This window comes from Bacillus sp. AFS002410 (assembly GCF_002556365.1).
In the GTDB taxonomy this organism is placed as follows: Bacteria; Bacillota; Bacilli; order Bacillales; family Bacillaceae_G; genus Gottfriedia.
Window position 1 is genome coordinate 315,796 of the sequence record NZ_NUEU01000001.1, and the last position, 20,826, is coordinate 336,621.

General features: G+C 32.1%; 22 protein-coding genes and 1 other annotated feature. Of the genes, 15 read left to right on the forward strand and 7 right to left on the reverse strand.

Annotation, left to right across the window (positions count from 1 at the left end; translation table 11 throughout):
- Positions 1 to 122: 122 nt before the first annotated feature.
- The gene (locus tag CN692_RS01425; protein WP_098117221.1) at positions 123 to 944 is read left to right on the forward strand and encodes a BsuPI-related putative proteinase inhibitor; all 822 of its coding nucleotides are present in this window, start codon (positions 123 to 125) and stop codon (positions 942 to 944) included.
- Between the two features lie 69 nt (positions 945 to 1,013).
- Here CN692_RS01425 and CN692_RS25955 read toward each other — a convergent pair whose 3' ends face one another.
- Positions 1,014 to 1,157, reverse strand: coding sequence for a hypothetical protein (locus CN692_RS25955; RefSeq protein WP_172445653.1), 144 nt, complete (start codon positions 1,155 to 1,157; stop codon positions 1,014 to 1,016).
- 186 nt (positions 1,158 to 1,343) lie between these two features.
- A complete protein-coding gene (locus tag CN692_RS01430) occupies positions 1,344 to 2,159 on the reverse strand; it encodes a Cof-type HAD-IIB family hydrolase (protein WP_098117222.1) in 816 nt (271 codons plus the stop codon).
- Positions 2,160 to 2,312: 153 nt separating this feature from the next.
- Between CN692_RS01430 and CN692_RS01435 the strand changes: the two genes are divergently transcribed.
- Entirely contained in the window at positions 2,313 to 2,495 is a 183-nt protein-coding gene (locus CN692_RS01435; RefSeq protein WP_098117223.1) for a YjzC family protein, read from the forward strand.
- A gap of 209 nt (positions 2,496 to 2,704) precedes the next feature.
- On the opposite strand, the gene CN692_RS01440 is transcribed toward CN692_RS01435, so the two are convergent.
- Positions 2,705 to 2,893, reverse strand: coding sequence for a YjzD family protein (locus CN692_RS01440; RefSeq protein WP_098117224.1), 189 nt, complete (start codon positions 2,891 to 2,893; stop codon positions 2,705 to 2,707).
- A 163-nt stretch (positions 2,894 to 3,056) separates the two neighbouring features.
- Here CN692_RS01440 and CN692_RS01445 point away from each other — a divergent pair, with 163 nt between their 5' ends.
- The 6 genes from CN692_RS01445 to CN692_RS01470 all read left to right on the forward strand — a co-directional run bounded on the left by CN692_RS01445 (position 3,057) and on the right by CN692_RS01470 (position 9,237).
- On the forward strand, positions 3,057 to 3,782 hold the full coding sequence (locus tag CN692_RS01445) for an alpha/beta hydrolase (RefSeq protein ID WP_098117225.1): 726 nt from the start codon (positions 3,057 to 3,059) through the stop codon (positions 3,780 to 3,782).
- Between the two features lie 45 nt (positions 3,783 to 3,827).
- On the forward strand, positions 3,828 to 4,634 hold the full coding sequence (locus CN692_RS01450; RefSeq protein ID WP_098117226.1) for a hypothetical protein: 807 nt from the start codon (positions 3,828 to 3,830) through the stop codon (positions 4,632 to 4,634).
- Positions 4,635 to 5,126: 492 nt separating this feature from the next.
- Positions 5,127 to 6,062 carry a beta-ketoacyl-ACP synthase III gene (locus tag CN692_RS01455; protein ID WP_098117227.1) on the forward strand — a complete coding sequence of 312 codons (936 nt, stop codon included), beginning with the start codon at positions 5,127 to 5,129 and terminating at the stop codon, positions 6,060 to 6,062.
- Positions 6,063 to 6,088: 26 nt separating this feature from the next.
- Entirely contained in the window at positions 6,089 to 7,327 is a 1,239-nt protein-coding gene (gene fabF, locus CN692_RS01460; protein ID WP_098117228.1) for a beta-ketoacyl-ACP synthase II, read from the forward strand.
- Positions 7,328 to 7,498: 171 nt separating this feature from the next.
- Positions 7,499 to 8,278 (forward strand): DUF2268 domain-containing protein, encoded by a 780-nt coding sequence (locus tag CN692_RS01465; protein ID WP_098117229.1) that lies wholly within the window; start codon positions 7,499 to 7,501, stop codon positions 8,276 to 8,278.
- 206 nt (positions 8,279 to 8,484) lie between these two features.
- The gene (locus tag CN692_RS01470) at positions 8,485 to 9,237 is read left to right on the forward strand and encodes a YjbA family protein (RefSeq protein ID WP_098117230.1); all 753 of its coding nucleotides are present in this window, start codon (positions 8,485 to 8,487) and stop codon (positions 9,235 to 9,237) included.
- Positions 9,238 to 9,381: 144 nt separating this feature from the next.
- On the opposite strand, the gene trpS is transcribed toward CN692_RS01470, so the two are convergent.
- Positions 9,382 to 10,380, reverse strand: a complete 999-nt coding sequence (gene trpS / locus CN692_RS01475) for a tryptophan--tRNA ligase (protein WP_098117231.1) — start codon at positions 10,378 to 10,380, stop codon at positions 9,382 to 9,384.
- 62 nt (positions 10,381 to 10,442) lie between these two features.
- Positions 10,443 to 10,665 (reverse strand) — a binding site (T-box leader).
- 58 nt (positions 10,666 to 10,723) lie between these two features.
- Positions 10,724 to 11,098 carry a DUF3899 domain-containing protein gene (locus CN692_RS01480; protein WP_098117232.1) on the reverse strand — a complete coding sequence of 125 codons (375 nt, stop codon included), beginning with the start codon at positions 11,096 to 11,098 and terminating at the stop codon, positions 10,724 to 10,726.
- A gap of 775 nt (positions 11,099 to 11,873) precedes the next feature.
- Here CN692_RS01480 and opp3b point away from each other — a divergent pair.
- Genes opp3b through CN692_RS01500 form a run of 4 tightly spaced genes read left to right on the forward strand, consistent with a single transcriptional unit; the run spans position 11,874 to position 15,823 of the window.
- Positions 11,874 to 12,800, forward strand: a complete 927-nt coding sequence (gene opp3b / locus CN692_RS01485) for an oligopeptide ABC transporter permease (RefSeq protein WP_098117233.1) — start codon at positions 11,874 to 11,876, stop codon at positions 12,798 to 12,800.
- Positions 12,801 to 12,802: 2 nt separating this feature from the next.
- Entirely contained in the window at positions 12,803 to 13,825 is a 1,023-nt protein-coding gene (gene opp3C / locus CN692_RS01490; RefSeq protein ID WP_098117234.1) for an oligopeptide ABC transporter permease, read from the forward strand.
- 20 nt (positions 13,826 to 13,845) lie between these two features.
- Positions 13,846 to 14,895 (forward strand): ABC transporter ATP-binding protein, encoded by a 1,050-nt coding sequence (locus CN692_RS01495; protein WP_098117235.1) that lies wholly within the window; start codon positions 13,846 to 13,848, stop codon positions 14,893 to 14,895.
- Positions 14,885 to 15,823: an ABC transporter ATP-binding protein gene (locus CN692_RS01500; RefSeq protein ID WP_098117236.1), complete on the forward strand. Its 939-nt coding sequence runs from the start codon at positions 14,885 to 14,887 to the stop codon at positions 15,821 to 15,823. Before CN692_RS01495 ends, CN692_RS01500 begins: the two co-directional genes overlap by 11 nt.
- A 539-nt stretch (positions 15,824 to 16,362) precedes the next feature.
- On the opposite strand, the gene CN692_RS01505 is transcribed toward CN692_RS01500, so the two are convergent.
- Positions 16,363 to 16,566, reverse strand: coding sequence for a hypothetical protein (locus tag CN692_RS01505; RefSeq protein WP_056473635.1), 204 nt, complete (start codon positions 16,564 to 16,566; stop codon positions 16,363 to 16,365).
- Between the two features lie 310 nt (positions 16,567 to 16,876).
- Between CN692_RS01505 and spxA the strand changes: the two genes are divergently transcribed.
- A complete protein-coding gene (gene spxA, locus CN692_RS01510) occupies positions 16,877 to 17,275 on the forward strand; it encodes a transcriptional regulator SpxA (protein ID WP_056473638.1) in 399 nt (132 codons plus the stop codon).
- Positions 17,276 to 17,410: 135 nt separating this feature from the next.
- Here spxA and CN692_RS01515 read toward each other — a convergent pair whose 3' ends face one another.
- Positions 17,411 to 18,085 carry a TerC family protein gene (locus CN692_RS01515; protein WP_098117344.1) on the reverse strand — a complete coding sequence of 225 codons (675 nt, stop codon included), beginning with the start codon at positions 18,083 to 18,085 and terminating at the stop codon, positions 17,411 to 17,413.
- 315 nt (positions 18,086 to 18,400) lie between these two features.
- Here CN692_RS01515 and mecA point away from each other — a divergent pair, with 315 nt between their 5' ends.
- Both mecA and cls read left to right on the forward strand, forming a co-directional pair.
- Positions 18,401 to 19,072 carry an adaptor protein MecA gene (gene mecA, locus CN692_RS01520; protein ID WP_098117237.1) on the forward strand — a complete coding sequence of 224 codons (672 nt, stop codon included), beginning with the start codon at positions 18,401 to 18,403 and terminating at the stop codon, positions 19,070 to 19,072.
- Positions 19,073 to 19,122: 50 nt separating this feature from the next.
- Complete coding sequence (gene cls, locus CN692_RS01525) at positions 19,123 to 20,670, forward strand: cardiolipin synthase (protein WP_098117238.1); 1,548 nt, start codon at positions 19,123 to 19,125, stop codon at positions 20,668 to 20,670.
- Positions 20,671 to 20,826: the final 156 nt, after the last annotated feature.

Sequence of the window (20,826 nt, forward strand, 5' to 3'; positions counted from 1 at the left end):
GTAGGAGTTTTATTTTTGTGGATGAACGAGATAAAATAAAATATTTCACTTAATTGTTGAAAATAATTTCTAGTTTCTTTGGTATAATTTAGCAAAAGGATCTTAAAAAGGTGGGGATTATTTTGAAAAAGGGAGCGATTCTCTTGTTAGCTTGTACACTGCTTCTTTCGGCATGTGGTGCAAATAGTGAAAAGGAAGTAAAACCAGCATCAAGTACTAAAGAAACAGTAACTCAAAATAATAGTATAGATGTGGAAAAATTTTCACCAAAGCTAGAAGTTACTGAAGCGAATGGCCAAGTTACAATGAAATATTCACTTCACAATGGGAATACAATCCCTGCAAATTTTTCATTCTCATCATCACAAATAGTCGATTTTACAATTAAAGATGAAAGTGGGCAAGTTGTTTATCAATCTTCAAAAGATATGATGTATGCTCAAGTGCTTACTAATATAACTATTCCAGAAGGTAAGACACAGGTTTGGGAAGAGAAAGTAAATTTCGTTAATAAAAAACTTCCGTATGGTAATTACGAGATCACTGCAAATTTTGTTTCAACAAAAGTTAATGATGAGGATCTGAATGGTGGGATTAAACTTGTTTCACAACCTTTTTCTTATCATCAAAGTTCAGCTGTGAACGAAGAGGACTCGAAGATTATTGTAAGTGGCGAAAATGGTCAATACGCAGTTAAAGGGATGTATATATCAGACAAGGATACAATTTATTACTCAGTTGAGGATGGACATAATAATTTAATTGATGAAACAAAGCTACCAATTAAAATGAAATCTGGTACAGTCAATTTAATTGATTTTAATGTAAATATTCCAAAAGAGGTTTTACCTTCTAATGGTACTGTTACACTTGAGATTTACGAAAAAGGCAATGATGATCAAATTTTAAAATCAATGTCAATTACATTGCAACAATTTAAATAGAGCAGCGGGTATGTACGAAAAAATAGAAAACAACCATGGAATAATCCACGGTTGTTTCTATTTTAATGCTTACGCATTGAAGCTTTGACTATTATTCGCTTTTCGCTCTTCAGCTTCAGCTAATGTGAAGTGATAAGGGAACTTTTCAGAGTATTTTGTAACAGAATCAGAACTTTGTTGAATAAAGCGCTTAGACTTATTACTTTTGCCCATGAGAAATCCCTCCAAAATAGGAAAGCTTTTTTTGTTGACTTCATTAAGAACTTCCAATAGTAATTGATCGATATCAAAAATTAGATAATCCTTTTGTTGAAGTCCTTTATAGATTGCACAAATAATAAATTATTATGATTGGTTATTATTACTGAGATTGTTATTAATTACATATATTTAGTTTAGTTATGATTTTAAATTAAAAAAATCTTCCAAGAAAATAGCAATTCCATCATTTTGATTAGAGAGGGTTGTGTGTTTTGCTAAGTTTTTTAATTGTTGTATAGCATTTTCCATAGCGACCCCATGTCCAGCATATTCAATCATTTCTAAATCGTTATCTTCATCGCCAAAAGCAATAATATTTTTTCGGGGAATATTGTAGTATGAGGCTACCTTTTGCAAGCCAATCGCTTTATTCATACCAGCTTTAACAATTTCTATAATATGATGTGGTGCAGCCCAACGACGATGATCAATTACTTCAGCATGTACATCCGATAAATGGTTACGAATGCTTGCGACATGATGCTCTTCACTATCAATTAAAAGGCAAGTTGGTGCTTGTTTAAGATTATTAACTAAATCGCCGTGAATAATATCTTCTTTTAAATAATGGAAAAGTGGGATAATTTCCTCTTCATGTTTATGTGCATAAACATCATCCATTACTTCAGCGTACATATTTTTTAATTCATATTCTTTACAAGAACTTATGACTTCTTTTGCAACGTCTAATGGTAGAGATTCGTGAAAAACTCCCCATGAATTATCTAATGGGTGATGAACATAAGCACCGTTAAAATTTACAATTGGAGTTGTAAGATTCAATTGTTCGTAATACATTTTACTTGCTCTATAAGGTCTTCCTGTTGAAATGCATACTTCATGACCTGCATTTTTCAACTTTTGAATCGCTTTTAAAGTTCGTTCGGATATTGTTTTTTCATCCGTGAGTAAGGTGCCGTCTAAGTCGAGTGCAATTAAGTGTTTTGTTTTCATATTCATCACCTTTTTATGTTTTAATTTTCATCTATTAAAGAAAAAATATTATTGGATTTTACGCCAATAATTACTAATAATACCATCTTTTTAAAAGAAATAACTTTTATTTTAGAGGAACAATAAGAACCTAAATAAAAGGAGGAATGGACCATGGGACAAGCACATCAATTTCGACCAGGTGATAAAGCACCGAATAATGGGATATACGTAGAAATCGGTGAAACAGGAAGTAATGTAAATCGACCAAAACAAATTAAACTTCAAGCCGGAGAAGTTTTTCCTGAAACACAAAACCATAATAGAAAATGGTCATACAAATCAAAGTTTAAATAATTTATTAAGTAATGTTTTAAAAAAAAGGTAATAAAAAAGCGCTTTCGATTATTTGATCGATGCGCTTTTTTTAGTTCACAACATCCAAAATTTCAAAAAAGAAGTCGGGATTTTTGGATTCTATTAATAATCTATAACCATAAATGGTGGCATATGTATGTACCAAGTTGAACATTTTTGGGTGCTACAACATATGTTATATATAGATTTTAGTGGTGTTTTGCAACAGGTTCATTTGGAATTAATGCTTCGCTAATAACTGAAATCGCTACTGATAATACAACAGCCATAATTGAAGCAGTAGTGAAATTATATTCTCCGCCAGTCATTGAACTTAAAACATAAGCTCCCATTTGGCATAAAATAAAGCTCCAGAACAATGTCATAATAAAACGCACTTTAATCACTCCTATCTAGTTGGTTCTTATCATATTATATACCTAGAAAATTGATAATTGAAGTTATAATTAAAAAGTTTTAATTAAAAAAATAACTTAGGGATATTTTTATGCCTATTTTATAATTCCCCAAAAATAATACATTAATAATAAGGTGATAGGAATGCCTGTAACTGAGAGATTTTTTAAACAAGAAGATCAATATGCAGTTATTCATCTACCTATTAGACCGAATGGTTTCGGAGTTCTCTATATCGGTGGGAATACGCACTATGTGGATAGTAGTCACAGTTGCTTATTGCAGCATTTTGATAAAAAGAAGTTATTATCAACATTAACAGATGAAGGGTATACAGTGTTCACTTCAAATTTATATGGAAAAAATTGGGGTTCTGATGATGCTGTCGCATTAGCCGAAAGCTTATACCATTCAGTTTTAAGAAAAGAAATATTGAATCCATTTATTCATATAATTGGGGAAGGTACAGGCGCATTAGTCGTATGTAAATTACTTGGTTATTTAAAAGGTAAAGTTAGAAGTATTTCATTATTAAATCCATCATTAAATTTAAAAAATGAATTAGATTTAGAACTAGAAAATAAATTTTTCTATAAGAGAACAGTTCATGAAATTTTAAAAGCATATAAAGTCTCAGACCTCTATATGGTTATAGATAGAGAATGTTTTTTCTACGAAACCATCTCACCAATTAAAATCTATTCAACTACAAGAAATCATTTTAAATGGAAACGAGATATTCGACTACTAGAAGAAGAGCGGAATAAAAATAATTTACCTATTTCAATTTTGATTTCGTTAGAAGAGAAGAAATATGACTGTGGAAAGAACTTAATTAGGTTTTTGAAGAAACATCAGACTATATTATAAGCTAATTTTATTTGATGTAAATTTCTGAAAAGAAGGAGGTTAATAATGAAAAGGTGTGCGGTTATTGGTTCTAGTGGGTTTATAGGATATGAGCTGGTCTGTCAATTAATGGAGTATACTGATGTAACAGCAGTAATGGTGGATAGAGGGAATGAAAGTGAATTAATTAGTGAAGAGAAGATTTTCTCCATTGGTAGAAACGCAAGAGTTGTTTTTTTAGATGAGGAACAATTTTTGTCAGAGAATGAGCGATATGATACCGTTTTTATTTGCCATTATTATGATGAATTAAAGTTAAAAGGTACGACAAAAGATATGGAGTTAAAAGATTCAATCTTTAACAATATTAGTACAAAATGCAAAGACCTAATAATCTTATTATCTGCAAATAATGAATTATCAACATTTGAAAGAAATATAAATGATTTAAGTGAGAATTTGAATAGTAATATTACGTTTATTGAAATTCCATCTTTATATGGACCTTGGGAGCCATCTTCCGGTTTAGTACATGAATTAATCGTTCAAGACTTAGGCAAAAGAAATGATTCAAAGAAAAATGTATACGGATCGAATGAAATTCTATTTGTAGAAGATGTAGGAAAAGCAATAAGAATTATTTCTGAGAAAGAATTAAAGGAAAGTAAATATTTTATTACGGCGAAACAATGTATGTACTTACCAGAAGAGGGTAATTTCACTGGAATACAAAATATGATTGATGGAATAAAGTTCTCACAGATGAGAAATTATAAAGGTGCAACTCCTTTTGTAATTATTAATACTACTTCACTAGAAGAAGGTATACAAAAACAAAAGCAGCAAATTCAACAACATTTTCATCTTTACTAATTAAAATGAATTGTGATAAATTCAAAAGGCTGAATCGAAGGAAATGGTTCTTTTTGAACTGTTTCCTTTTTTGCATATTAAGAAAGTATAAATTGGCAACGGTGAAGAAAAGTCGATGTAGATGCCAATTTTAGGTATAAGTATAAGTGCAAATGCGCCTCTGTCTACGCCTGTCGGTTCGCCAATCAAATCAGTGAGTTTTCTTTATAGATTATGAAGAAAAATTGACGTACTTTCCAATTTTAGGTATAAGTATAATTGCAATTACACGTCAAATTTCATCTAAAGGCTTGCTAATCGATGAATTTTATATAGTGCAAAGTATGTAAACTGTACTATATGCCGTGTTTTTATATGAAAGATCACTCTTTTTAACTTACTCTAGCTTTTAAGAGATAAAAATGTAGACAAAGTACTTTTTATTTCATAAAATTAGTACCAGGTAATAATAATAAGACATAAAAAAATAAAAAACTAAGGCGGGATATTATTATGAATGCTGGAATTTTAGGTATTGGCTCATACGTACCCGAAAAAAAATTAACAAATTATGATTTAGAACAAATGATGGATACTTCAGATGAGTGGATTGTTAGTCGTACGGGTATTAAGGAAAGAAGAATTGCTAGTGACGAACAAGATACTTCTGATTTAGCATATGAAGCTGCAGTAGCGGCATTGAAAGATGCGGATGTTAAAGCTGAAGAACTTGACTTAATTTTAGTTGGTACTGTTACACCAGATAAGTCGTTTCCATCTGTTGCATGTGTAATTCAAGAAAAACTTGGAGCGAAAAATGCTGCCGCAATGGATATTAGCGCTGCTTGTGCTGGGTTTATTTATGGAGTTGTTACTGCAGCTCAGTTTGTAAATACTGGTACATATAGTAGAATTCTTGTAATCGGAGCTGAAAAGTTAACTAAAATTGTTAACTGGGAAGATCGAAATACGGCAGTTTTATTTGGTGACGGTGCAGGTGCAGCGATTATCGGACCAGTAAGTGATGGAAGAGGAATTCTTTCTTATGAACTAGGTGCAGATGGAACAGGTGGAAAACACCTTTATAAAGGTGGGGACCACTTAATAATGAATGGACGAGAAGTCTTTAAATTTGCAGTTCGTCAAATGGGAGATTCTTGTGAGAGTGTATTAAAGTTAGCTGGATTAACAAAAGAAGAAGTAGACTTCTTAATTCCTCATCAGGCAAATACACGTATTATGGATGCAGCAAGAGAAAGATTACAGCTTCCTAAGGAAAAAATGAGTGTGATTATAGATCGCCATGGTAATACTTCTTCATCTTCAATTCCGATTGCATTGGTAGAAGAGTATAAAAATGGTAATATTAAAGAAGACGATGTATTAGTATTGGTTGGATTTGGCGGCGGATTAACATGGGGTGCAATTGCACTTCGATTCGGAAGATAATCTAGTTCGAAGGGAGATTTTTTGATATGAATAAACGAGTTGTTATCACTGGTATAGGTGCGGTATCGCCTATCGGTAATGATATAGATACAATATGGGAAAGTTTAATGAATGGAAAGAGTGGAATTGGACCTTTAACTCGAAAAAATCCAGATGATTTTCCAGTAAAAGTTGCAGGAGAAGTAAAAGACTTTGATCCTGAAAAATATATTGATAAAAAAGAAGTAAAACGTATGGACCGTTTTACTCACTACGCAATCGCGGCTTCGAAAATGGCGTTAGAGGATGCTAACTTTATAATCAATGAAGAGAGCGCTCCTAAAGTTGGTGTGTGGATCGGTTCTGGAATCGGTGGAATGGAAACTTATGAAGAACAGTTTAATACTTTCAAATCAAAAGGTGCACGTCGTGTAAGTCCATTCTTCATCCCAATGCTAATCCCAGACATGGCATCTGGACAAGTCTCAATCTTAACAGGAGCTAAAGGTCCAAACGGATGTACAGTTACAGCTTGTGCTTCTGGTGCAAGTTCGATTGGTGATGCATTTAAAATTATTCAACGTGGCGATGCAGTTGGAATGATTACTGGTGGTGCAGAAGCACCGATTACTGATATGGGTCTTGCAGGTTTCTGTGCTGCTAGAGCTCTATCATTAAATCCAGATCCAGTTTCAGCATGTCGTCCATTTGACAATGCTCGTGATGGCTTTATTATTGGTGAGGGTGCAGGTATTGTATTCCTTGAAGAATTAGAACATGCATTAGCTCGTGGTGCGAAAATTTATGCTGAAATCGTTGGATATGGAACAACTGGTGATGCACACCACATTACAGCACCAGCTCCAGGCGGAGAAGGTGGAGCACGCGCAATGAGAATGGCATTAGATGATGCAGGTTTATCAGTTGAAGACGTACATTATATCAATGCACACGGAACAAGTACTGAATTAAACGATAAATTTGAAACAATGGCGATTAAAGAAGTATTTGGAGAACATGCGTACAATGTACCGATCAGTTCAACAAAATCTATGACTGGTCATATGCTTGGAGCAGCTGGTGGTATTGAAGCAATCATTACGGCGTTAACAATTCACAATAAAGTAATTGCTCCAACAATTAACCACCAAGAAACTGATAGCGAATGCGATTTAGATTATGTACCAAATGTTTCTAGACCATTTGATGTAAAAGCGGCTATCTCAAACTCACTAGGGTTTGGTGGACATAACGTAACATTAGCATTTAAAGAGTTTACTAAATAAATTAATCAATCATTTAAAAAAGCTTAGGTTTTTACCTGAGCTTTTTTTATTTGGATAAAAAATAAGGGGAATGGTAAATTCGTTCAATATTTATTTTCATGCTCTTGTTTTTGTAACTTTTAGTGGGTAAATATCATACTTTATATAAATTGAGGTGATTAACTTGGGATAATGCCAACGTATAAATGGATTGATTTTATTGGAAGTAAACAAGAAGTTATGAAAAAACTACTACCTTATTTCCCAAAATACGATGAGGATAGTTTGTATAAGTATCTTCTTTCCCATGGTTTATCAAAGTTGACAATAGAAAGTAAGGATGATCTGACTAGTTTGTATGAAAAAAATATATGGAAAAGCCTATCGGATGAGTTTGAGAAATTAAAAAAAGAATTTAATGGACCTGACTTACCTATATTTATTTTACCTTGTCACCAAACGAGAAGTATGTTTAAAAACAAGACTTATCATAGAGGTGGAATAGCATATAAAAATTGTATTTGTTTATTTTTATCTCCATTAGAAGGAATTTTGCAACATAAAGCAGTATTATTACATGAGTATCATCATATTGTAAGATTGACTAAGTTATATAAAAACAAAAAAGTCACATTACTAGATGCAATGATTTTAGAAGGGTTAGCAGAAACTGCAGTTTTAGATAAGTACGGTGAAGCGGTACAAGCGCCATGGACAAATCAGTATTCTTCTGCGCAATGTGAAATTTATTATAAAAGATATTTAATTGATAAACTTAATTTAACAAGTAATGATGATGACTTTTCAAAATACTTGTATGGTGGGAACGGAATTCCAAAATTATTGGGTTACAGTGTTGGATATGACATTGTTAAAAGTTGTACAGAACAAACAGAATGGTCAACTGAAATTCTTTTACGAACGCCAAGTAAAAAGATTAAGGAAAATGCGATTCAATATATTACACTTTGAGTGCAAACGATTCCAAATTAGTTGTAATGAATGGACATGTAAAAATCATCAAAAATATCTAGAACATTGATATTTTAATGCTTTTTTGGCCATTATTTATTCAGTTTGTTAAAACACTTTTTGTAATTCAGTGGATAAATGGAATAATTTAGTGAATCACTGACCATACTGAAAGTTACATACAGTTGTGAAGTGAGGGGTAGTAAATGTTGTATTTACATGATGTATGGGTCAATTGGTTTGAAGGTGAAGAAAATGGTTACAATGTCTGTCATTTTTTTGAATGGAGAAAAGATGATAGTGTTGAATTATTAGACCAAGTTCCAGTCATTAAAGTTACTCCAGAGATCTATCAGTATATTGAAAATGAACTATTAGAGCTTCCATCCGGTCTATTAACAGAAGTGTTTCAAAAGTCCTATGTAAGAAAGAACCATGAACGTATTCAGTTAGATTATTGCTTTGTAGTAACAGATGGTAATGGAATTATTGCGGTGGACACAATTGGATATAATATTCCAATTAGAAAAAGCCGTTTAATTCCAAGGCAAGAACAAATGGTATATGATATGACAGCTGAGCTTGAGGAAAGTCACTATAGTCTTCATAGTTTAATGACAGAAGAAAATAAAGAACATCATATACTGTCACCGTCGCCAATTATTATGAGCGGACTAACAAGAAAAGAAAGACAACTGAAGCAGTTATTATTTATGGCATTAGATCAACTGCATTCGTCAAAAAATCCTTCGGAAATCCGATATTGGTACACTGAGTGGAATCCAACATCGTATCAACAAATACAGGATTTGACATTTGAGGATATTTGGTCTCAATTATATGATGAAATAAAAAGTGGATGGTCCGATCGTCATGAGCAATTATGTGGAAGAATCGTTAAAGGTCAACCTTTCTTTGAAAAGTTATGGGAAATGGAACACGAGCAAAAAGTAAATTAAAGCGGGGTCCTTAAAAGATCTCAAAGAACAAACCCACAAGGAGATAAAAATTCCTTGTGGGTTTTCTTTGTTTACAACTAGATTATCAAAGAAAAAAGAGTATCTAAAGTTCTGTAACTTTAAGATAACTCTTTTAATTAGTGATTATTTTTTTCTTTTGCGACCTAATCCCATTGCATTTTCCATCTTTTTAATCATCTTATTTGCAACTGCATTTGCTTTCGCAGCACCAGCATCTAAAATATCATCTAATTCAGTTGATGAGATGATTTCTTGATATCGTTCTTGTAATGGTCGTAAGCCATTTACAACTACATCCGCAACATCTTGTTTAAATTCTCCATAATTTTTACCAGCGTATTTATTTTCTAGCTCTTGGATTGTTTCGCCGGTAAATGCTGAGTAAATGCTTAGTAGGTTCGAAATACCAGGTTTATTTTCTTTGTCATATTTAACGATTCCTTCAGAGTCAGTTACAGCACTTTTAATTTTCTTTTCAATGACTTTAGGTTCATCTAAAACAAAGATTGTAGCTTTTTGATTTTCATCAGATTTACTCATTTTTTTAGTAGGCTCAGCCAAGCTCATTATTCTAGCAGCGTCTTTACTAATTCTAACTTCTGGTACTGTGAAGATCTCGTTGTATTTCTTATTGAAACGTTCTGCTAGGTCGCGTGTTAGTTCTAAATGCTGCTTTTGGTCATCTCCTACTGGAACTAAGTGAGTACCGTATAAAAGGATATCTGCAGCCATTAAAGGTGGGTAAGTTAATAATGCAGCCGATACACTATCTTTTCCAGATGATTTATCTTTAAACTGTGTCATACGCTCTAACTCGCCGATATACGAAACACATTGCATCATCCATCCAGCTTGTGCATGCGCTGGAACTTCTGATTGGATGAAAATTGTCGATTTTTCTGGATCTAATCCAGCTGCAACATAGATTGCAGAAAGACTTTGAATGTTTTTACGTAATGCTAGTCTGTCTTGTGGTACTGTAATTGCATGTTGATCAACGATACAGAAATAACAGTTATAATCATTTTGTAATTCAATGAATTGCTTTACAGCACCTAAATAGTTACCTAATGTAATACCTCCAGATGATGTTGGTTGAATTCCGCTAAATATAGTTTGCATTTTAAAATCCTCCTAATTAAAAGCTAATTAAAATAAAAAAAGCGGCATAATCTCTCTATTTACATAGAGACGATTAAACCGCGGTACCACTCTAGTTATTCCATTAAGGAATCACTCATGCATGAAATCATGCCCTCATCTATCGTTTGAGTTACGTCGAAGCCTACTAAACTGTTCGGTTCGAAGCTCAGAAGCCCATTCGACAGGAGGCATGACTTGTTTTCACCATCCACAAGCTCTCTTAACATGCCAATTCTGTGTACTACTCTTCGTCATAGCTTTTATATACTTTCTATAGATAATATCTTAATTATATTCAACTTTCAAGATGCTGATACATCATTTAATAAATAATGATAAAACTGAACAGATAAGAGATGATCACTAGAGTGATGGACGTCCATAGTAAAGGCTTTGTTATTGAAAAATTATATCTTCTATAAATCATATCCTTATCGACTGTTAGTGTTTCATCACCTGTCATTTCGGCCATTTGCTTGTCACGTGTACCAAAAACTTTACGCATTCCAAAACGAGTAATATTAAAGAATCCACTTTGGACGATTAATAAGAATCCGCCGATTACAAATAATGTTAGTCCAATATAGAAAGTAACATTGGTGAAATGAAGGAAAAAATGTAATGTTCCCTGGGTGAGAGAAATGATTGCTGCAAGTAATATCCCCGAAAATACGCTAATAATATAGTGTTTTGCCATTTAGTTTAAGATCCCCCTATTGGAAAGAATTATATATTGTAGACCTATTATTGCTATACTATAATAACATTGTAAACAGTTTCAACTAATATTTACAATTTTATTTTAATTTTTAGCATTTTTAAGAGAATTCTCTTAATTTCAACAAATTTATTAATTTAATTTTGTCAAAATTGTTGTAAAACTCTAATAAAAATGTATAATAAAATTTGTAGAAAAAAATCGATTACTATCGAAAATTCTACTATAAAAATTCAGAATTGTATATTAACTTTCTGCATTTTAACCTACATTGCATTGCATCTTAGGGGGTATACATCATGGATTGTGAGATATGTTACGATAAATAGTTTGTTATACTAAAATTGCATTTTGAAATCAAAGTATACTTTCATTTTTTTACTAAAATTTATGAATAAATATCTGAATGAGCTATTTTAATAAGGATCCCAATTTTAAATGAACAGGAATTTCTAATTAAAATTATCAGTCTAGAATAATAATTTTGAATTTTCGAGTAAAAAAAATATTGACCAATAACGTCATTGCGAATACGCTTACATTATTGGGAAAAAAGCTTAAGCAAATTTTTACACCAATTTACATTAAAAGAAAAAAATGGACTAAATGATTGAATCCATGTTTGAGAATAATATGGACAAGAAGCAAAAGCGATCGAAACAGTCTAGAAATGAAAATAAGAGTATTTTAACTACTCTCATTTTTAACAAAAAAAATATAAAAAAATTTTTAAAATTAATAAGGGGGTGCTGTTGTGGGACGTTACGTGCTACAGAGATTTATTTACATGTTTGTCACACTATTTTTGATTTGTACAGTTACATTTTTCTTAATGAAGTTGTTACCAGGTTCTCCATTAAAAAACCCAGAGAAATTAACGCCTGAACAAAAACAAATTATTTTTGCAAAGTATGGGTTAGATAAGCCTATACCAGTTCAGTACGCAACGTACATGAAGAATCTAGCAACAGGAGATTTAGGAGATTCATATAAATACGATAACCGTAAAGTAACTGATATGATTAAAACTCGTATTGGTCCATCAGCTCAATTAGGTGCTCAAGCTTTATTATTAGGAGCATTTATAGGATTAATCTTAGGGATCATTTCAGCATTAAAAAACAATACAATTTTTGATTACGGAGCTACAGTTCTAGCAGTTCTAGGGATCTCGATACCTTCATTCGTATTCGGGGCCATCTTACAATATTATTTAGCAGTACAACTAAAGTGGTTCCCAGTAGCATATTGGGAAAGCTTTAAATTCACGATTTTACCAACTATTGCATTATCAGTATTCGTTATCGCAACGGTAGCTCGATTCTCAAGATCTGAATTAATCGAAGTAATGAATTCTGAATATATCGTAACTGCAAAAGCAAAAGGTATTTCTCAAGTTGGCGTAGTTATTAAACACGCATTAAGAAATGCATTAATTCCGGTTGTTACAATTTTAGGCCCTATGGCTGTAAACTTAATGACTGGTACATTAGTTATTGAAAATATGTTTGCTGTACCTGGATTAGGTTCTCAATTCGTGCAATCAATCCAAACAAATGATTACTCATTAATTATGGGTACAACAATTTTCTATAGTGCATTATTATTAATTGTAATTTTCGTAGTAGATATTTTATACGGTGTAATTGATCCACGTATCCGTTTAGCAGGAGGTAAATAAGAATGAACAATAATACAGCTCAAAAAATTTCATCTGATTTATTTCAACCTGCAAACGTAGATTTAAATAATGCAGATAAAATTTCAAGACCTTCAGATTCTTTCTGGAAAGATGCAAGAAGACGTTTTATGAAAAATAAAGGTGCGATGTTAGGTTTTATTATCCTAGGCATCTTATTAATCTTCACTTTATTTGGTCCAATGATTAGTGGCCATTCTTACAAAGATCAAGATTTAAAAAGATCAAAATTACCACCAAAAATTGGTGTATTAGCAAATGTAAAATTCTTACCATTTGATGGATATGATCAATATGGAAATGACGTTTATAAAGAAAAGGGAATCAAAGAAAATTACTGGTTTGGTACGGACGATCTTGGACGTGACCTTTTCACAAGAACATGGGCGGGTGCTCGTGTATCAATCTTAATCGGTTTACTAGCAGCAGTAATTGATATGATAATTGGTGTTACATTTGGTGGTATCTCAGGCTTCTTTGGTGGACGAGTGGATACAATCATGCAGCGTATCGCCGAAGTTTTAATGGGTATTCCATATTTAATCGTAGTAATCTTGTTTATCCTGATCTTTAAAAACCCAGGTATTCTTTCAATCGCTTTAGCGATGGTTATTACAGGCTGGGTAAGTATGTCACGTATCGTACGTGGTCAAATGTTAAAATTAAAAAATCAAGAATTCGTTTTAGCTTCAAGAACATTAGGTGCGACTAATACTCAATTAATTGCAAAACACTTAATTCCAAATATTATGGGTCCAATTATCGTAATGATGATGTTTACAATTCCAAGTGCTATCTTCTCTGAAGCGTTCTTAAGTTTCATTGGTTTAGGTATTGCACCACCAAAAGCATCATTAGGTTCTTTAGTAAGTGATGGCTTTAAGTCATTACAAACTTTCCCTCATATGATGATTATTCCGGCGATTGTAATCAGTTTGTTAATTTTAAGTTTCAACTTAATTGCTGACGGCTTACGCGACGCTCTAGATCCAAAATCGAGTAAGTAATTTTGAAAGGAGAATGAACAATGAGTAAATTATTAGAAGTAAAAGATCTGTGTGTCTCCTTTTATACTCATGCTGGTGAAGTTCAAGCAGTACGCGGAGTTTCATTTGACCTAAAAAAAGGTGAGACATTAGCAATTGTAGGTGAATCTGGTTCAGGTAAATCAGTAACATCTAAAGCATTAATGGGGTTAATTCCAAACCCTCCTGGAAAAATTAAAAGCGGTGAAATTTTATTCGATGGAAAAGATTTAGCTAAAATAAGCGAAAAAGAAATGCAAGCTATTCGTGGAAAAGATATTTCAATGATTTTCCAAGATCCTATGACTTCTTTAAATCCAGTATTAACGATTGGATATCAAATTACAGAAGGTCTAATGAAGCACCAAAAAATGAGCAAAACTGAGGCAAAGAAAATTGCGATTGAATTAATCAACCTTGTTGGTATTCCACAGGCTGAAGATCGTTTTAAACAATACCCGCACCAATTTTCAGGTGGTATGAGACAACGTGTTGTTATTGCAATGGCGCTTGCTTGTAATCCAAAATTATTAATTGCCGATGAGCCAACGACAGCTCTTGACGTTACAATTCAAGCTCAAATCCTTGAGTTAATGAAAGATATTCAAAGAAAAACTGATTCAGCAATTATCTTTATTACACATGATTTAGGTGTAGTAGCGAATGTTGCCGATAAAGTAGCAGTTATGTATGCAGGTCGAGTAGTTGAAATTGGAACTGTAGACGATGTTTTCTACAATCCAAAACATCCTTATACTTGGGGACTTTTAGCTTCAATGCCTGACTTAGATAATGAACAAGGAGCAGAATTAGTAGCTATTCCTGGTACACCGCCAGATTTACTAAATCCTCCAAAAGGTGATGCGTTTGCACCACGTAATCCAAATGCTTTAAAAATTGACTATGAAATGGAACCTCCTATGTTCAAAGTGTCAGATACACACTACGCTGCAACATGGTTATTACATGAGGATGCTCCTAAAGTTGAACCACCTGAATCCGTTAAGAAGCGTATTCAACGAATGAAGGAAGGTGAAGTAAATGTCAAATAAAACAGCAGAAAAATTAGTTGAAGTTAAAAATTTAAAACAATACTTTAATACAGGTAAAACAACTGTTAAAGCAATTGATGATGTTACATTTGACATCTTCCGTGGAGAAACATTCGGTTTAGTAGGTGAATCAGGTTCTGGTAAATCTACAACTGGACGTGCAATCATTCGTTTATACAATGCAACGGATGGACAAGTAATTTTCGATGGTGAAGATGTACATGGTAAGAAAAGCAGTAAAGAATTAAAGAAATTTAACCGTCGTATGCAAATGATATTCCAAGATCCATACGCTTCACTTAACCCGCGTATGAAAGTTGCTGATATCATTGCTGAAGGTATTGATATTCACGGCTTAGCTCGTAACAGACAAGAACGTACAAAAATGGTATATGACTTACTTGACACAGTAGGTTTAAATAAAGAGCATGCTAATCGTTTCCCACATGAATTCTCAGGTGGACAACGTCAACGTATCGGTATTGCAAGAGCACTTGCTGTACAACCAGACTTTATCATTGCCGATGAGCCAATTTCAGCTCTTGACGTATCGATTCAAGCTCAGGTTGTAAACTTAATGAAAAAGCTTCAAAAGGAAAAAGGCTTAACATATTTATTTATTGCCCATGACTTATCAATGGTTAAATACATTAGTGACCGTATCGGTGTAATGTATCACGGTAAAATCGTTGAGCTTGCAGATAGTAATGAATTATATGATTATCCAATGCATCCTTATACAAAATCTTTATTATCAGCAATCCCGCTTCCAGATCCAGTTTATGAGCGCAACCGTAAACGTATCGTTTATGATGCATCTCAACACGATTATTCTAACGAAGAACCAAAATTACGTGAAGTTCGTCCAGGACATTTCGTACTTTGCTCTGAAGCAGAATTTAAAAATTACCAACAAATGTATAAATAAAAACAGTGCCTAGTGAATAATTCGCTAGGCATTTTTTTATTGGGGTTAGGGAGTAGGACGTGAGGAATTAAATTAAGGTGTAGATAAAAATTAAATGAAATTTTCTAATACATGAAGTAGATCGTTGGAAGGTAAAGAGGTGAGAAAGGGTCCATGAGTTAAAAAAGACTGAAGAAGCATTAATTTTTTAACTCATAAGGTGCTCACCAATTAGAAAAAGTAAAAAATCTAACTCTAATGAATCACAAGGTATTATGAAATTAAGGGAAAATTAAGATGAAAGTTCTAAAATTATCAATGCAGGCAAGGGTAGGTAGAAGAATGGGTGGACTAGCTGTGGAGAAGAAGGAAGAACAATAGTGTATAATGGTGCGGTATAAATTTATTTTCAAAGCCCCTGAATCTAATATTCCTTAGAATACTGAACCAACTATACCTTAAACATCTCCTAAAGACTCAACCTTTTTTGAAGCAAAAAAAAGAAAGGGCTTTTGCCCTTCCTTTTCCTAAAACCTTTGTTCTACCTAATACCTGCACTATTAATAAGTTTTCTTACGGAATTTGCCTTGGCCACCAACTTGTTTGAAGTTAGCAGACATTCTGTCAGACATCTCAACAAATTGACTTTTTTTACTTCTACCGAATATTTTTTCGCCGATCGCGTTTGTAAACACACCATTAAGTGCAGTAATTCCAATTACTAACACTGCAACAATCAATAAATCAGTTATGTAAGCTGCCATTAGATTAGCCTCCTAGGAATGTAAGCGTTACTATTATTGTATTAAAAAAGTGGTGAAATATAAAGCGTAATTGGGTATTTTCAAAATAATTATTTTGAATTTATTGGGTTTTAAATTTACTGAAAATTGTACACCTTTTGTATAGGTTTTTTTAAATTTTTTTACAAATTAGTCTATATTTATCTTAAGCAATACTGTATAATGTGAACATATAGTGGTAGATTAAACTTATTATAATTAACCAATTCTTATAAATTAATAAACATAACTATATTACTTTTTTTAAAAGAATAGTTAGGGGGAGCGCAAAATGGTAATTTTGTATAATTCACCAAGTTGTACGTCTTGTAGAAAAGCAAAAATGTGGCTAGAAGATAATAATATTCCTTATAAAGAAAGAAATATTTTTTCAGAACCATTGTCAATTAATGAGATTAAACAAATATTACGCATGACTGAAAGTGGTACTGATGAAATTATATCAACAAGATCAAAAATATTCCAGGAATTAAACGTGGACCTTGAAAGTCTTCCTTTACAAGACTTATACGAAATCATTCAAAAATATCCAGGTTTATTAAGAAGACCTATAATTATTGATGAGAAACGTTTACAAGTTGGTTATAATGAAGATGAAATAAGAAGATTCTTACCACGTTCAGTTCGCACATATCAATTACGAGAAGCACAACGTTTAGTTAATGAGTAATTTTTTGATTTGAATTGTGAAAAATATTACAATTCTTGATTAACATTCTCATTCATATTGAACAAATACTTATGAATAATATATAAAAAGCTGTAAAAAGTTTATTGAATACTTTTTACAGCTTTTTTTTAACAATTAAGAAGTTCGCTTACGATATCGAATATTATTAAAATAGTAACCTATAATAATCGTGAAAATGACACAAGATGAACTGACAATTAACTCCATATCGTTTCTCCCGTTAATATACGCATTAATAGCTGGTTCGTCTATTAACATTTTGCTTGCTGTAATTGAAAGAACGGAAGCACCAACAAAGCTAAGGATTGGATATCGTTCTAAAAACCATAAAACGACCTTACTTCCCCAGATAATAATTGGAATCGAAATCGAAAGACCTATAATTACTAATGATGGCTTTCCATTCGATGCCCCTGCAATTGCTAATACGTTATCGATCCCCATTACAAGGTCAGCAAATACAATTGTACGGATTGCATGGAAAACGGTATAGTTTTCCTTTATGGAAGAAAGATTGTCCTCTTCCTGGATAATTAGTTTGCATGCTATGTACAAAAGTAATATTCCGCCGATTAAATGTAGAAAAGGAACCTTTAAAACATAAATTGCACCAATTGTTAAAATGATTCGTAAAACAATTGCGGTTATACTACCGAATATGATCGCTATGTTTCGTTGTTTATATGGTAATTTTCTACATGCTAATGCAATGACAATAGCATTATCACCACCTAAAACAATATCTATGATGACAATCATTAAAAAGGACCATATATACTCAAGATCTATCATGAATTCACCTCACTTACAAATGCTTTATGTTTGTCCTAATAATACTAGGTATATGATGATTTTTAAAAAATAGGTGAATTTTATTTCCAAAATTTTAATTTGTATCATAAAATAGAAGTGTAGTTACTATTCGCATTTAATAATTTTTCATGGTAAGATAGATAAAAATTTACTTATTAAAGCTAAATTTTTAAGAGTATTTTTCTAATTTACTATTTCAGAATTTTATATTTAATATAAAATTCTTTAACTATATTTATTCTATTTCGTCTAACGCAATTACTTGTTGTTCATTAAAGGAGGGGGAAAACAATGGAAATAGAAAGAATTAATGAGAATACGTTTAAATTCTCCATATCCTACTTAGACATCGAAGAGAGAGGTTTCTCGAAGGATGAAGTATGGTTAGACCGAGAAAGAAGTGAAGAGCTTTTCTGGGAATTAATTGATGAAGCGCATTTGACTGAGGAATTCATTGCAGGTGGCCCCCTATGGATTCAGGTACAGGCACTAGACAAAGGCTTAGAAGTAGTTGTCACAAAAGCTGTAATTTCTAAAGATGGTAAGAAAGTAGAAGTTAACTTAGGTGAAGGAGAAAAGAATTTAGAAATACCTTTTATTTCTGTAGATGATGACGATGATTCAGAAGAAGATGATGATGACGACATTTTTGAATCGATGGATGAAGAGGAAAATGAAATTATTTTATCCTTTAAAAATCTTGAAGATCTCATTTCTTTATCTCATTCTGTTAATCAAGAATCATTTGAAAGTACACTTTATTCCTTCCAAGATTATTACTATCTTTATGTTAAATTTGAGGAAGATTTACTTGATGAAGTTCAAGTTGAATACCTATCATCAATGTTACTTGAATATGGCCATCGTTCAAAGGTAACTATTCATGTTTTAGAGGAATACGGAAAATTGATTTATGAGAAAACAGCATTACCTCATTTTAAATCAATTTTTCCATTACTGTAATAGCCGATGCCTTAGGGATCGGTTTCTTTTCTGTATAAAGGAGAATATTGATGCAATTTCGATTAAAGATTTTAATATTTTTATCAATTGTAGTATGCATTTTATATTTTGCTTCTCCGACTATTAAATTCATTTGGCTAATGAATTTTGCTTTTTTTGAGAAATCTACTGTTTTTAGATTAATAAGTATTATGTTTTCGATAACGGCAATAGGTGTATCGATTATTATTTTCTTAGAAAATAGAAATCCTGCTAGAACTTTAACGTGGATCATTCTCTTAGCCATATTTCCGTTGTTTGGTTTTGTTTTTTATTTAATTTTTGGACAAAATTACAAAAAGAAAATGGTTTATCGAAAAAAAGCAATTAATGATCAGAATGCAAATGGGTTAATCAATGGGTCAGATGACGAAGAAGTGAAAGATTTTATTTATCAAAATAAAAGATTGGAATATTTAATTAATATCGCTGCAAAACAGAGTAATACACCAGTCACTATGAATACTTTTACGAAAGTTTTAACAAATGGAAGTGAAACATTTCCTAAAATCATTGAAGAATTAAAAAAAGCAAAACATCATATTCATATTGAGTTTTATATAGTAAGAGACGATGAAATTGGTAAACAGCTTAAAGAAATTCTAATTGAAAAGGCTATGAATGGAGTAAAAGTTCGATTTTTATATGACGCTGTAGGAAGCTGGAAGTTATCAAGAAGTTTTGTAAAAGATTTACGAAAAGCTGGAGTAGAAATACTACCATTTTCCCCTGTGAAAATTCCAGTATTAAATGATACCATCAATTACCGGAATCATCGTAAAATCATTGTAATTGATTCAAATGTCGGTTTCGTCGGCGGTTTAAACATTGGAGACGAGTATTTAGGCAAAGATCTTTATTTTGGTAAATGGAGAGATACACATCTATACCTTAATGGAGAAGGTGTGCGAACACTACAATTCATATTTCTACAAGACTGGTATTATATGACGAATGAGTTAATTGATGAAAAAGAATATTTTGATATTAATTCAAATGATTATTCCTCAAAAGGAGCAATTCAATTAGTTTCTGGAGGACCAGATCGGAAACATGAAGTCATTAAAGAGTTATTTTTTGCCATGATTACTAGTGCAAGAGAAAGTATTTATATTGCTTCACCGTATTTTGTACCGGATGAAGATATATTAACTGCTCTTAAGGTGGCAGCAAATGGTGGGGTAAAAGTAAAAATTCTAATGCCAGATCGTCCAGATAAAAAGATTGTATTCTATGCCTCACGTTCTTATTTTCCAGAGTTATTAGAGGCCGGAGTAGAAATATATGAATATAAGCAAGGGTTCTTACACAGTAAAATATTAATTGTAGATGGCGAAGTCGCTTCTGTCGGAACAGCAAATATGGACATGCGAAGTTTTCGTTTGAATTTTGAAGTAACTGCATTTTTATATTTAGAAGAAAGTATTGATCACTTAGTTAATGATTTTAAACATGATATCCTTGAATCAGAAGCAATTATATTTAATGAATTTAAAAAGAGACCTATATACAAAAGGATATTTGAATCATTATCAAGATTAATGGCACCACTACTTTAAGTGCAGAATTACTTGGAAAAGATTGAAAATTTGTATGAATAACTTCATTATAAAGAACAATTTTATATAAATGCATAGACAAAATTAGCCTACCGAATTGAAAATTCAATTTTTGGTAGGCTTTTTTACACATTAAGAAAGTATAAATTGGCAACT

Bases quoted from the DNA above. Each gene is read 5' to 3' on its own strand.
- CN692_RS25955 (WP_172445653.1), bottom strand. From the start codon at position 1,157: ATGGGCAAAAGTAATAAGTCTAAGCGCTTTATTCAACAAAGTTCTGAT.
- CN692_RS01430 (WP_098117222.1), bottom strand. From the start codon at position 2,159: ATGAAAACAAAACACTTAATTGCACTCGACTTAGACGGCACCTTACTC.
- CN692_RS01435 (WP_098117223.1), top strand. From the start codon at position 2,313: ATGGGACAAGCACATCAATTTCGACCAGGTGATAAAGCACCGAATAAT.
- CN692_RS01445 (WP_098117225.1), top strand. From the start codon at position 3,057: ATGCCTGTAACTGAGAGATTTTTTAAACAAGAAGATCAATATGCAGTT.
- CN692_RS01450 (WP_098117226.1), top strand. From the start codon at position 3,828: ATGAAAAGGTGTGCGGTTATTGGTTCTAGTGGGTTTATAGGATATGAG.
- CN692_RS01455 (WP_098117227.1), top strand. From the start codon at position 5,127: ATGAATGCTGGAATTTTAGGTATTGGCTCATACGTACCCGAAAAAAAA.
- fabF (WP_098117228.1), top strand. From the start codon at position 6,089: ATGAATAAACGAGTTGTTATCACTGGTATAGGTGCGGTATCGCCTATC.
- CN692_RS01465 (WP_098117229.1), top strand. From the start codon at position 7,499: ATGCCAACGTATAAATGGATTGATTTTATTGGAAGTAAACAAGAAGTT.
- CN692_RS01470 (WP_098117230.1), top strand. From the start codon at position 8,485: ATGTTGTATTTACATGATGTATGGGTCAATTGGTTTGAAGGTGAAGAA.
- trpS (WP_098117231.1), bottom strand. From the start codon at position 10,380: ATGCAAACTATATTTAGCGGAATTCAACCAACATCATCTGGAGGTATT.
- CN692_RS01480 (WP_098117232.1), bottom strand. From the start codon at position 11,098: ATGGCAAAACACTATATTATTAGCGTATTTTCGGGGATATTACTTGCA.
- opp3C (WP_098117234.1), top strand. From the start codon at position 12,803: ATGAACAATAATACAGCTCAAAAAATTTCATCTGATTTATTTCAACCT.
- CN692_RS01495 (WP_098117235.1), top strand. From the start codon at position 13,846: ATGAGTAAATTATTAGAAGTAAAAGATCTGTGTGTCTCCTTTTATACT.
- CN692_RS01500 (WP_098117236.1), top strand. From the start codon at position 14,885: ATGTCAAATAAAACAGCAGAAAAATTAGTTGAAGTTAAAAATTTAAAA.
- CN692_RS01505 (WP_056473635.1), bottom strand. From the start codon at position 16,566: ATGGCAGCTTACATAACTGATTTATTGATTGTTGCAGTGTTAGTAATT.
- spxA (WP_056473638.1), top strand. From the start codon at position 16,877: ATGGTAATTTTGTATAATTCACCAAGTTGTACGTCTTGTAGAAAAGCA.
- mecA (WP_098117237.1), top strand. From the start codon at position 18,401: ATGGAAATAGAAAGAATTAATGAGAATACGTTTAAATTCTCCATATCC.
- cls (WP_098117238.1), top strand. From the start codon at position 19,123: ATGCAATTTCGATTAAAGATTTTAATATTTTTATCAATTGTAGTATGC.